This is a genomic window from Massilistercora timonensis (assembly GCF_048354975.1).
Lineage (GTDB): Bacteria > Bacillota > Clostridia > Lachnospirales > Lachnospiraceae > Massilistercora > Massilistercora timonensis.
Genome location: NZ_DBGCJQ010000001.1, coordinates 1 through 10,508, shown reverse-complemented (window position 1 = coordinate 10,508; position 10,508 = coordinate 1). Strand labels below are relative to the sequence as shown.

At 52.4% G+C, this 10,508-nt stretch carries 12 protein-coding genes, 1 tRNA gene and 2 pseudogenes; 2 read left to right on the top strand and 13 right to left on the bottom strand.

From position 1 onward, the window contains the following. The 4 genes and pseudogenes from ACML7B_RS00075 to ACML7B_RS00060 all read right to left on the bottom strand — a co-directional run. Positions 1–95, bottom strand: a pseudogene (locus ACML7B_RS00075) (endonuclease III); the annotation flags it as partial. A 34-nt stretch (positions 96–129) separates the two neighbouring features. Beyond that, a complete protein-coding gene (locus tag ACML7B_RS00070; RefSeq protein ID WP_418538719.1) occupies positions 130–1,233 on the bottom strand; it encodes a DUF362 domain-containing protein in 1,104 nt (367 codons plus the stop codon). A gap of 154 nt (positions 1,234–1,387) precedes the next feature. After that, a tRNA-Ala gene (locus tag ACML7B_RS00065) sits at positions 1,388–1,460 on the bottom strand. Positions 1,461–1,503: 43 nt separating this feature from the next. Then, a complete protein-coding gene (locus ACML7B_RS00060; protein WP_418538718.1) occupies positions 1,504–2,748 on the bottom strand; it encodes a threonine/serine ThrE exporter family protein in 1,245 nt (414 codons plus the stop codon). Positions 2,749–3,168: 420 nt separating this feature from the next. Here ACML7B_RS00060 and ACML7B_RS00055 point away from each other — a divergent pair, with 420 nt between their 5' ends. After that, entirely contained in the window at positions 3,169–3,714 is a 546-nt protein-coding gene (locus tag ACML7B_RS00055) for a DUF4234 domain-containing protein (protein ID WP_418538717.1), read from the top strand. 64 nt (positions 3,715–3,778) lie between these two features. On the opposite strand, the gene ACML7B_RS00050 is transcribed toward ACML7B_RS00055, so the two are convergent. The 5 genes from ACML7B_RS00050 to ACML7B_RS00030 form a co-directional block, all read right to left on the bottom strand. Further along, positions 3,779–4,993 carry an LL-diaminopimelate aminotransferase gene (locus ACML7B_RS00050; RefSeq protein WP_346707137.1) on the bottom strand — a complete coding sequence of 405 codons (1,215 nt, stop codon included), beginning with the start codon at positions 4,991–4,993 and terminating at the stop codon, positions 3,779–3,781. A gap of 16 nt (positions 4,994–5,009) precedes the next feature. Further along, positions 5,010–5,837: a diaminopimelate epimerase gene (dapF, locus tag ACML7B_RS00045; RefSeq protein WP_418538716.1), complete on the bottom strand. Its 828-nt coding sequence runs from the start codon at positions 5,835–5,837 to the stop codon at positions 5,010–5,012. Positions 5,838–6,042: 205 nt separating this feature from the next. Next, positions 6,043–6,228, bottom strand: a complete 186-nt coding sequence (locus ACML7B_RS00040) for a hypothetical protein (protein ID WP_418538714.1) — start codon at positions 6,226–6,228, stop codon at positions 6,043–6,045. A gap of 9 nt (positions 6,229–6,237) precedes the next feature. After that, a complete protein-coding gene (locus tag ACML7B_RS00035; RefSeq protein WP_346707140.1) occupies positions 6,238–6,894 on the bottom strand; it encodes a DUF5104 domain-containing protein in 657 nt (218 codons plus the stop codon). Continuing rightward, complete coding sequence (locus ACML7B_RS00030) at positions 6,881–7,090, bottom strand: hypothetical protein (protein WP_106789059.1); 210 nt, start codon at positions 7,088–7,090, stop codon at positions 6,881–6,883. Before ACML7B_RS00030 ends, ACML7B_RS00035 begins: the two co-directional genes overlap by 14 nt. Positions 7,091–7,246: 156 nt before the next feature. On the opposite strand from ACML7B_RS00030, the gene ACML7B_RS00025 reads away from it, so the two are divergent. Beyond that, complete coding sequence (locus tag ACML7B_RS00025) at positions 7,247–7,891, top strand: PduL/EutD family phosphate acyltransferase (RefSeq protein ID WP_418538712.1); 645 nt, start codon at positions 7,247–7,249, stop codon at positions 7,889–7,891. Positions 7,892–7,896: 5 nt separating this feature from the next. Here ACML7B_RS00025 and ACML7B_RS00020 read toward each other — a convergent pair whose 3' ends face one another. The 4 genes and pseudogenes from ACML7B_RS00020 to ACML7B_RS00005 form a co-directional block, all read right to left on the bottom strand. After that, positions 7,897–8,142: a TM1266 family iron-only hydrogenase system putative regulator gene (locus ACML7B_RS00020; RefSeq protein ID WP_418538710.1), complete on the bottom strand. Its 246-nt coding sequence runs from the start codon at positions 8,140–8,142 to the stop codon at positions 7,897–7,899. A gap of 17 nt (positions 8,143–8,159) precedes the next feature. Continuing rightward, positions 8,160–9,359, bottom strand: coding sequence for an FprA family A-type flavoprotein (locus ACML7B_RS00015; protein WP_418538709.1), 1,200 nt, complete (start codon positions 9,357–9,359; stop codon positions 8,160–8,162). Between the two features lie 13 nt (positions 9,360–9,372). Further along, positions 9,373–10,128 carry an exodeoxyribonuclease III gene (gene xth, locus ACML7B_RS00010; RefSeq protein ID WP_418538707.1) on the bottom strand — a complete coding sequence of 252 codons (756 nt, stop codon included), beginning with the start codon at positions 10,126–10,128 and terminating at the stop codon, positions 9,373–9,375. 19 nt (positions 10,129–10,147) lie between these two features. Next, positions 10,148–10,508, bottom strand: a pseudogene (locus ACML7B_RS00005) (tRNA pseudouridine(38-40) synthase TruA); the annotation flags it as partial.

Sequence of the window (10,508 nt, the reverse complement as noted above, 5' to 3'; positions counted from 1 at the left end):
TTCCACGCCTGGTCATAATCCAGGGTGCAGCCTGCATCCGGGTATTCTTCTTTCAGCCTCTGGATCACTTCCAGGGCTCTTTGCTTCTTCGTCATGTATCTTCCTGCCTTTTCTTCTTGTCCTCAGATCCTAGATCTGGATCAGTTCATACTCCTGTGTCCCAAGTCCCAGCTTCTGAGCGTGCTCCAGACAGACTCTCCAGTCTGTAGTGGGCGCGGAATCAATGAAATGATCGTGGTGCACATGAGGCATCTCATCCAGCTGGCTTCCCGCGATCACCGGCTGCTTGTTCACCGCGTCCGCGCAGGCCCGGTCCAGGGCCACCGGATCAAAGGAGGCGAACATGCCCACATCCGGCACGATAGGAATGTCATTCTCCGCATGGCAGTCACAGTTGGGCGACACGTCGATCACCAGACTGATGTGGAAATGCGGCCGGTCTTTCACCACCGCCAGGCTGTACTCGGCGATCTTCCGGTTCAGGATATCATTGGACTCATCACTTGCCGGACATACGGCGTCCCTGGGACAGACTCCGATACACCGTCCGCAACCCACGCATTTATCCTGATCGATGGTTGCCTTGCGGTCTGTGATCGACGGCGCCCCGTGGGCGCAGATCCGGATACAGTTGCCGCAGCCGATACAGTTTTCCTGCTCCACATAGGGCTTCCCGGCGCTGTGCATCTCCATCTTGCCGGCCCTGGAGCCGCAGCCCATACCGATATTCTTCAGCGCCCCGCCAAAACCGGTAGCCTCATGGCCTTTGAAGTGATTGAGAGAGATAAACACATCCGCGTCCATCACCGCCCGGCCGATCTTAGCTTCCTTCACATATTCTCCGTCTATAGGCACCAGCGTCTCATCGGTCCCCTTCAGGCCATCGGCGATCAGCACGTGGCAGCCTGTGGAAAACGGAGAGAATCCGTTCTGATAGGCAGAATCCAGATGATCCAGCGCATTCTTCCGCCCGCCTACATACAGGGTATTGCAGTCGGTAAGGAAGGGCTTCCCACCCAGCTCCTTCACGGTATTCACTACCACCGCCGCGTAGTTGGGCCGCAGGAATGCCAGATTCCCCGGCTCTCCAAAATGCATTTTGATAGCTGTATATTTCCCGTCAAAATCAATCTGATCCATCCCTGCCGCCAGGATCAGCCGCTTCAGCTTCTGAGGCAGATTCTCTGACAAGGTGGTTTTCATCGTTGTAAAGTAGACCTTTGATTTCTCCATAAGTATATCCCTCCTTGGCACAATTTTCTTCATTATACCGCAGATTCTTACTTTTTGTCACCTTTCAATTAGAAAGTACACAAAAAGAAGGGGTAAAAAACAAAAAAACGGGGTAAAAAAACAGGACGAGAAGCCTCGTCCTGTCAGACTCTACTGGAGCATACGGGATTCGAACCCGTGGCCTCAACAATGCGAATGTTGCGCGCTCCCAACTGCGCTAATGCCCCACGCAAAGTTGATTATAGCACATCCAGATTCAAAAGGAAACCCCTAATTTAGATTCCCCCGCTTCCCCACGTGGATCTCCTTTTTCGCCGCATACAGCATGCACCGGGACACCACGTCCACGATCAGGAAGCCCAGAGCAATGGCCAGACAGGTCTCCAGCAGTATCCCCGTCTCCTGCCTTGCCATAAGGTTATCCCCGCTCACCCAGCCGTACATCATATAGTAGAGATTAGGTCCGGGGATCAGAGGAAAAGCGGAGGCTGTCAGGAAAATGGTAGCCGGCGCCTTATTGACCCGGGACATGACAAATGCATAGGCCGCCACGAAGATCCCGCCCGCCATGGTGGCGATAAAGTTGCTGGGCCAGATCTCAAAAGCCACCACATAGATCGCCCAGGTGCAGAAGGCTCCGATACTGGAATAGAACACCTGGCGCCCCTTGATCTTGAACCACAGGGCGAACCCGGTACAGGCCACTGTACAGGAGATCAGCTGAATAGGCACACTGGGGTTCAGCATAAACCCGTCGGAATGCCCGCCGCCAAAAAGCCGCATGGCAATGGCGATCCCGAATGCGATCCCTGCCGCTCCCAGGATGGAATTCATAATATTGATAAGGCCGGAGATAAAGTCTCTTTGCAGCACCTCCCGGATGCCGTTGGTGGTACTTAAGGCACTGATCAGCAGCATGACGATGCCGATCATGATCCGGTCCGGATGGGTCCCGATCCCAAGGAAGGTCATTCCGATGATAATGGCCTCCGCAAGAAAAGCAAGGATCAGGTTGTAGATCAGAAGGTTATCCTCCCGCTTGCCAAGCCAATTCCCCACAAAGACGATCATGGCAGAGACCAGCACCGCCACGATCCCGTCCATCAGCCCGCAGCCAAAGAACACGGCGAATCCCGCCCCGCCCATGATCCCGGCAAGATAGGTTGTAAGCTGCCGGGGCTCCGGCCGGTTCATCACTTCCAGGTATTTCTCATGCAGTTCCTTTGCATCCGGCGTATTCTGGCACACATACCGGGCCAGGTTATTCAGGTAGTCCAGCCGGTCATAGTTGATGCCTGTTGATTCAATATGGCGGACCTGCGTCAGGATCTCTCCCTCCGGCGTCTCCACCGTGATCTGTATATTACTTGGGATCGCGAACACGTCATAACGCTTAAAGCCGTAACTCTTGCACATCCGGTAGAGCGTATCGTCCAGCCGGAAATTCTCCGCCCCGCTGCACAGCATTGCCTCGCCGATGTCCAGGATCCCTTCCAAAATCCGCTTGTAATCCATAATCCCATGCACCCCCGGTTCATATTGATCCAGTCTGTTTTCTGTATCCAAGAACACATTGTAGAGAATCAGAAGACAGATTGCAATCTTTATTTTGTTAAATGTTAATCTGCTCTTAAGATTCTTTCGATTTCTTTTAGGATATGATCACACTTTGGTCACATTTCTTCCTTATACTGTATGACAGATAGTTGAACAGCACATCAACTATCTCCCCCCTCATTAAGTAAAGCCTCTGGAATGTAAATTCCGGAGGCGGCGCTTTTACTCTCATTCCTTTTAGATAACAACGACAACGGATCCCGCGGGCAAAAAGTCCGCGGGATTTCGTTTTAATTATGTAAAATCTATAGCCATATACGCCTGCATGTGGTATGATGTCTATGAATTTTATTTTTACGATATGAGGAGGAACTACCAATGAAATATTGTACAAAATGTGGTGCATCCTGTGCTGACAACGCTCAGTTCTGTCCGGAATGCGGAAGCCCGCTGCCCCAGGGCGCTCCCACACCGAACGCAGCAGGCGGTCAGACAGGCGGACAGGGACAATACAATTACGGCAACGCCCAGAACTACCAGGCGCAGCCCGGAGGCCCCGGCTATCAGAATCAGGGATCTTCCAATTTCGGGATCACACCCAGAAGCATCCCGGTAGCCATCATTCTTACCATCGTTACCTGTGGAATCTACGGACTCTACTGGCTGATCAAGCTTAACGACGAGGTCAATCAGCTCTCCGGAGAGTACCAGGCTACCAGCGGCGGCATGGTTCTTGTATTTACCATCATCACCTGCGGGATCTACGGCTGGTACTGGCTCTACAAGATGGGCGACCGCTGCGACCGGATCAAGGGAATGAACGGAAGCTCCGGCATCCTTTATCTGATCCTTGGCATCTTTGGACTGAGTATTGTAAGCTACTGCCTGATCCAGGATACCATCAACAAAGCCATCGGCGCATAAAAAGTCATAAAGAAGACCAGGGAAGATTTTCTCTCCCTGGTCTTTTTATGTTCTGCTCTCTTTCTTACATCTCCTGGATCCGCCGGATCGCCGCCTTTGTATTCTCATGGCTTCCAAAAGCAGTCAGCCGGAAGTATCCTTCTCCGCTGGGGCCGAATCCGGATCCCGGTGTTCCTACCACTCCCGCGTGCTCCAGCAGATAGTCGAAGAACTCCCAGGAACTCATCCCCTTAGGCGTCTCCAGCCAGATATAGGGAGCGTTCACGCCGCCGGACACATTGTAGCCCGCGCTTTTCAACCCTTCGTAAATAGTTTTCGCGTTTCTCATATAGTAGGCCACCTGCTCTTTCAGCTGTGCTTTCCCGGCTTCGGAATAAACTGCTTCTCCGGCCCGCTGTACGATATAGGGCGCCCCGTTGTACTTTGTCCCGTGGCGTCTGGCCCACAGAGAATGGAGCATCACATCCCCGCTCTTCAGATCTTTGGGGATCACCGTAGCCCCAAGCCTTACCCCGGTGAACCCGGCGTTCTTGGAGAAGCTGCGAAGCTCGATGGCACAGGTTCTGGCCCCCTGGCACTCATAGATGGTATGGGGCACGTCCGCCTCTGAGATATAAGCTTCATAAGCCGCGTCATAAATGATCACAGCGCCCACCTTATTGGCATAATCCACCCATTCCTGAAGCTGATCCTTCGTGATCGTGGAGCCGGTTGGATTGTTGGGGAAGCAAAGATAGATAATATCCGGCGTCTCCCCCGGGAGCTCCGGCGCAAAGCCGGTCTCCTTTGTACAGGGCATATAGATCACATCGCTCCAGGTCTCGGTCTTCGGATCATAGTCTCCTGCCCGGCCCGCCATCACATTGGTATCTACATAGACCGGATATACCGGGTCGCATACCGCGATCTTATTATCCCTGGCGAAGATTTCCTGGATATTGCCGGAATCGCTTTTGGCTCCGTCGGAGATAAAGATCTCATCCGCCCGGATGTCACAGCCCCTGGCCTGATAATCCTGTTTTGCCATGGCGCTTCTTAAGAATTCATATCCCAGATCCGGCGCATATCCATGGAAGGTTTCCTCATGGGCCATCTCATCCACCGCCTTATGGAGACTCTCGATGATGGCCGGCGCCAGAGGCTGGGTCACATCCCCGATCCCGAGACGGATGATCCCCTTATCCGGATTTGCCTCCTGATAAGCGGCCACCTTTCTGCCGATGGTAGAAAACAGATAACTTCCCGGAAGTTTCAAATAATCCTGGTTTACTTTAAACATATCCTTCTCTCCTTCTCTACTGATTTCTGCCCGGAACGTCCAGATGCTCCAGGTCGATCTCTCCTTCAAATACCGTGCGGGCCGGCCCTGTCATATAGACGCTTCCGTCTTTGCCGTCCCACTGGATCTTAAGGTCTCCGCCCAGCAGGCGCACCGTCACCTGATGTTCCGTCAGACCGTTCACCATGGACGCCACCGCCACGGCGCAGGCGCCGGTGCCGCAGGCCAGGGTCTCCCCGGAGCCACGCTCCCACACCCGCATCTCCACCGTCTGCCGGTCCAGCACCCGGGCGAACTCTGTATTCACCCGGTTGGGGAACCGGGGATGCATCTCAAAACAGGGACCGATCTTCTCGATGGCAAGCCCCTGCACATCCTCTATATACAACACTGCGTGAGGATTCCCCATGGAGACTTCCGTGATGCGGTACTCCTGCCCATTTACCTCTATCGGACTGTCTATTGCGGACACTACAGGTGCTCCCATATCCACCTTGATCTCCCGGGTTTTTCCATCCTGCGGGAAGATCTCCAGATATTTGATCCCTGCCAGGGTCTCTACCGTAATATCAGTCTTATCAGTCAGGCCATAGTCATAGACGTATTTGCCCACGCAGCGGATGCCGTTCCCGCACATCTCTCCCCGGGAGCCGTCCGCATTGTACATGCGCATCTCAAAATCCGCCACTTTGGAAGGACAGATCAGGATCAGGCCGTCGGACCCCACTCCAAAGTGACGGTCGCTGACCAGCCTTGCGGTCTCCTCCGGATCCGGCACCATCTCCTCCAGACAGTTGACATAGACATAATCATTTCCCAAACCTTGCATTTTCGTAAATTTCATATCATTTCTGTACGATGTTTACAGAAGCAAAAACACCATATTTCCTTTCTTTCTAATATTGTGATTCATATAATGATACCCGGTAATATGATCCCGAAAATCATGATCACTCCCCCGAGCAAAAAGAACACTGTTGCGATAACACTTTGAAGCAGCCGATCAGACGTTTTCAAATATGATTTTTCAGGGTTGCCTGTATGATACCTCACCTCACATTTTTCCCTGGATAAAAAAATCCATTATTTTGTTTCCCTGTCCCTGTTGAATTTTCATAATCGAGTATGACTCCTTCTGCCTTCCCGCGGTATTGGTATGCTTTGATAAACTTTCTTACTCCCATTATGTAACCAACAATTATAAAAATTCCACCCAAAATCAAAAATACGATCATAAGTCTTCCTTAGAAACCTTGCGTTTCTTCCCTTTCTTCTACCACATAGATGCCCGGTTCCTCGTCCAGGCTCCAAAGAAACCAATCCTGGTTAAAAATTTCTTCTGTTGTGATCTCTATTGCAGTAAGCCCTTCCTTATCCGGTTCCTCTCTTTGAAAAGGAATATAAATATATGCTATTTCATACCGTGCTTCATCTGTAATAACTGAATAGTGCCCGCGCAATTCACGCCAGACTTTTTTCCCGTGTTCACTTCTTTCATGAGAACTTGTATTTCCTTTCCAGCTTTTACATTGGCCTTGAAAAAACTCTATGAAGTCTTCTGCCTGTTCAGTTAAGTTTAACGTATTCTCCTCGGCATATTGGGAGAATAATCCTGTCAGCGCTTTTGCATCTTCCTTTTCCGCACACTCGATAATGCTTTCAATCATTTCATCCGCCAATTCTTCATCCGAGCGAAATTCATTGGATGATCCTCTCGTGAAAATGATACATCCGTTCAGGCTGCATATAAGGGCGCAGCATACAATAAGCAATAAAACCTTCCTCATAACGTTTCTCCCCTTCATCGGATCATAGCTGGTCTCCTCATAAAAATGGGCGTTCTCATTCCCCGATGAAAACGCCCTTGTTCTCGTACTTGTCCTGTGCTTATTCTTCTTCATCCAGCCAGTACTCGTCGTCCAGCTGATTATAGGTGTTGCCGTTGTTATTCCCGCAGGCGATCCCCTTCTTCACCGGAGACAGAAGGAATCCCTTCACGATCCCCAGCAACAGGCAGCAGACGATCACCAGGATCTTCTCCGCCGGCGTCCAGTCTCTCTCGAAAAACTCTTTGATGCCTTCCCAGATTGCTCTCATAGCCGTACCTCCTTATTGATTTTTATACTCACCACGATTTTCTACTTTCTCATTATATTCTATTTCCCCGGAAAAAGAAAGGGGAAATGTGATTGAAAATCAGAGTGCGCTCTGTTAAAATAAGGATATTCCATTACTACGAAAGGAGACACGATCATGAGTCTTGCAATCCCTATCGAAACCAGCGCCCGCCATATCCATCTGTGTGAAGAAGATTTCCACACCCTCTTCGGCGAAGGCGGCGGGCTCACCTACAAAGCAGACTTAAGCCAGCCGGGCCAGTATGTCTGCGAAGAACGGCTGACCATCCAGGGACCTAAAGGCCATTTTAAAAATGTGGCTGTCCTGGGCCCTTTCCGAAAGGAGACTCAGATCGAGATCTCTATGACAGATTCCCGGAAGATGGGCATCCCCGGCATGATCCGCCAGTCCGGCGACACAGAAGGCACGCCGGGCTGTACTCTTATAGGACCTGCGGGAAGCCTGGAACTGGATCACGGCGTCATCGTGGCCAAACGGCACATCCATATGACTCCTGTCCAGGCCATCCAGCTGAACGTCAAGGACAATGACGACGTCTTTGTGATCATGGAGAGCTATGAGCGCTCTCTCATCTTCGCCGACGTGGTTGTCCGCGTGGATCCCAACTTCGCCCTTGCCATGCATGTAGACACCGATGAAGCCAACGCCTTTGCCAATGAAAATCATCCCACCGGCGTCATCCTCAAACTGTTCGGCGGCCGCACCTACAACCTGCAGAAATGGGCGGAAGAACTGCAAAGCGGCATCCACCGTCTGTAAAACGTCTAAATCTTCGCGGTCAGGGTCTTGGCCGTAACGCCTTCCACCATCCCCAGCTTCCCGGAGAGGGAGCTGGCGGCCTCCTGGGGCGCGTCGATCACCACACTGATGATGGAGATCCCCCGCTGCCGGTAGGGAAGGCCCATCCGCCCCACAATATACTGGCGGTATTCATGGAGCAGGTCGTTGACCGCCCCCGCCGCTTCTTCATCTTTCACAATGATACTGATCACTGAAACTCTGTTTTCCATTCTGTATCCAACCTCCGTTACAGCGTCTCCATGATCTGTCCCGCAAATCTCTCAAGATCCCCGGCGCGCTCTGGCTTCAGAGCGGATTTCAGGGACAGCTGTTCCTCCAGCACCAACATCTCTTTCATTTCTTCCAGCCGCTTTAAGATCTGCTTCCCGGAAGCCGCGGCCCAGGTTCCGTTCTCCATCAGGGCCACCGTGCGCTTCTGGACGGACAGGGCCTTCATATCTGTCAGGAGATTCTCCATGGGCGGGTAGATCCCTCCGTTATAAGTGGGACACGCGATAACCAGATGGCTGGCCCGGAAGATCTCTCCGATCAGATCAGATAGATGGGTTCTGGACACATCGTAAACCGCGATATTTCTCGCCCCTTTCTCCGCCAGCGCGCAGGCAAGGGCGTTCACCGCCTGCTCTGTATGGCCGTAGATCGAACCGTAGAGGACTACCACTGCCTTCTCCTCCGGCTCATACCGGCTCCATTTGTCATACTTGTCGATGAACCAGCCAAGATCTGTCCTCCAGATGGGACCGTGAAGGGGGCAGATCATCTGGATGTCCAGACCGGCCGCCTTCTTAAGGAGCCCCTGCACCTGCATTCCGTATTTCCCCACGATATTGGCATAGTATCTTCTGGCGTCCGCCAGGTACTCTCTCTCGAAATCCACCTCGTCATTGAAAATGGTGCCGTTCAGCGCGCCAAAGGTTCCGAACGCGTCGGCGGAGAAGAGGATCTTCTCCTTCTCATCATAGGACACCAGGACTTCCGGCCAGTGGACCATCGGCGCCGCCACGAAATGGAAGGTATGGCTTCCGGTAGAAAGGGTATCCCCTTCCTTCACCTCCATGGAGCGGCCAGAAAGATCCAGATCGAAGAACTGGCCGATCATCTGCAGGGCCTTGGCGCTTGCCACCACCTGGATCTCTGGATATTTCTCCAGAAGGAGCTTGATATTGGCCGCATGGTCCGGCTCCATGTGATGGACCACCAGATAATCGATGGAACGGCCCGCAAGCCCTGCCTCCAGATTCTCAAAGAACTGTTCTGTGGCGGAAGCATCCACCGTGTCCATCAGTGTCACCTTCTCATCCAGGATGAGATAGGAGTTATAAGATACTCCCTTTGGCACCGGGAATAAATTCTCAAACAATGTGATCCGCCTGTCGTTGCAGCCGACCCACAAAATATCTTCCGTTACTTTTCTTATGCTCTGCATTTATTGTTCCTCCTTACCAGTTCATGTCAAGTTCCACGGGACAGTGGTCCGATCCCATCACCTGGGTCAGGATCCTGGCGTCCTCCAGTTTCTCCTTCAGGCAGTCGGATACGCAGAAATAGTCGATCCGCCACCCTGCGTTCTTCTCTCTTGCCTTAAACCGATAGGACCACCAGGAATAGATCCCCTCCTGATCCGGGTAGAAATACCGGAAAGTATCCACGAATCCGGCCTCCAGAAGATGGGAGAACTTCTCCCGCTCTTCATCTGTGAATCCGGCGTTCTTCCGGTTGGTCTTAGGGTTCTTAAGGTCGATCTCCCTGTGGGCCACATTCAGATCCCCGCAGAAGATCACCGGCTTTGTCTCCTCCAGCTTCTTCAGATAGGAGAGGAAGGCTTCCTCCCACTCCATCCGGTAGGAAAGCCTTGCCAGTTCATTCTGGGAGTTAGGGGTATATACTGTCACAAAATAAAACCCGTCATACTCCAGCGTGATCACCCGGCCCTCCCGGTCATGCTCCTCCTGCCCGATGCCAAGAGAGACACTTAACGGCTCCTTCTTCGTGAACACTGCCGTCCCGGAATATCCCTTTTTCTCCGCGTAATTCCAGTACTGATGATACCCGGGCGTCTCCAGGTCGATCTGACCTTCCTGCAGCTTGGTCTCCTGGACACAGAAGATATCCGCGTCCGCCTCCCGGAAGAAATCCAGGAACCCTTTCTGCACACAGGCCCGCAGGCCGTTCACGTTCCATGAGATAAACTTCATCTGATCTCCTCCTTGTTCTCTAGTAGTAGACCTTGCGCAGGAAAAGTCCTCTGGCCGGAGCCAGGAATCCCGCCAGGGACCGGTCTTCCGCCGCGATCACCACCGGCAGCATGTCCGCGTCCCGCTCGCCAGTTCCGATCTCCAGGAGCGTTCCTGTGAGGATCCGGACCATATGATACAAAAATCCGGTGCCATAGTAAGTGATCCGCACCTTCTCTCCGGAGCGGACGATCTTGATATTGGTAATCTTGCGCACCGGATCCTTGCAGTCCTTGTCGTCGGTAAAGCTGGTAAAATTCTTGGGGCCGATCAGGTATTTCACCGCGTCCCGCTCGCCAGTTCCGATCTCCAGGAGCGTTCCTGTGAGGATCCGGACCATA

What these genes read in the sequence shown, in the direction of transcription:
- ACML7B_RS00070 (WP_418538719.1), bottom strand. Translation starts at nt 1,233, where the DNA reads ATGGAGAAATCAAAGGTCTACTTTACAACGATGAAAACCACCTTGTCA.
- ACML7B_RS00060 (WP_418538718.1), bottom strand. Translation starts at nt 2,748, where the DNA reads ATGGATTACAAGCGGATTTTGGAAGGGATCCTGGACATCGGCGAGGCA.
- ACML7B_RS00055 (WP_418538717.1), top strand. Translation starts at nt 3,169, where the DNA reads ATGAAATATTGTACAAAATGTGGTGCATCCTGTGCTGACAACGCTCAG.
- ACML7B_RS00050 (WP_346707137.1), bottom strand. Translation starts at nt 4,993, where the DNA reads ATGTTTAAAGTAAACCAGGATTATTTGAAACTTCCGGGAAGTTATCTG.
- dapF (WP_418538716.1), bottom strand. Translation starts at nt 5,837, where the DNA reads ATGAAATTTACGAAAATGCAAGGTTTGGGAAATGATTATGTCTATGTC.
- ACML7B_RS00040 (WP_418538714.1), bottom strand. Translation starts at nt 6,228, where the DNA reads ATGATCGTATTTTTGATTTTGGGTGGAATTTTTATAATTGTTGGTTAC.
- ACML7B_RS00035 (WP_346707140.1), bottom strand. Translation starts at nt 6,894, where the DNA reads ATGAAGAAGAATAAGCACAGGACAAGTACGAGAACAAGGGCGTTTTCA.
- ACML7B_RS00030 (WP_106789059.1), bottom strand. Translation starts at nt 7,090, where the DNA reads ATGAGAGCAATCTGGGAAGGCATCAAAGAGTTTTTCGAGAGAGACTGG.
- ACML7B_RS00025 (WP_418538712.1), top strand. Translation starts at nt 7,247, where the DNA reads ATGAGTCTTGCAATCCCTATCGAAACCAGCGCCCGCCATATCCATCTG.
- ACML7B_RS00020 (WP_418538710.1), bottom strand. Translation starts at nt 8,142, where the DNA reads ATGGAAAACAGAGTTTCAGTGATCAGTATCATTGTGAAAGATGAAGAA.
- ACML7B_RS00015 (WP_418538709.1), bottom strand. Translation starts at nt 9,359, where the DNA reads ATGCAGAGCATAAGAAAAGTAACGGAAGATATTTTGTGGGTCGGCTGC.
- xth (WP_418538707.1), bottom strand. Translation starts at nt 10,128, where the DNA reads ATGAAGTTTATCTCATGGAACGTGAACGGCCTGCGGGCCTGTGTGCAG.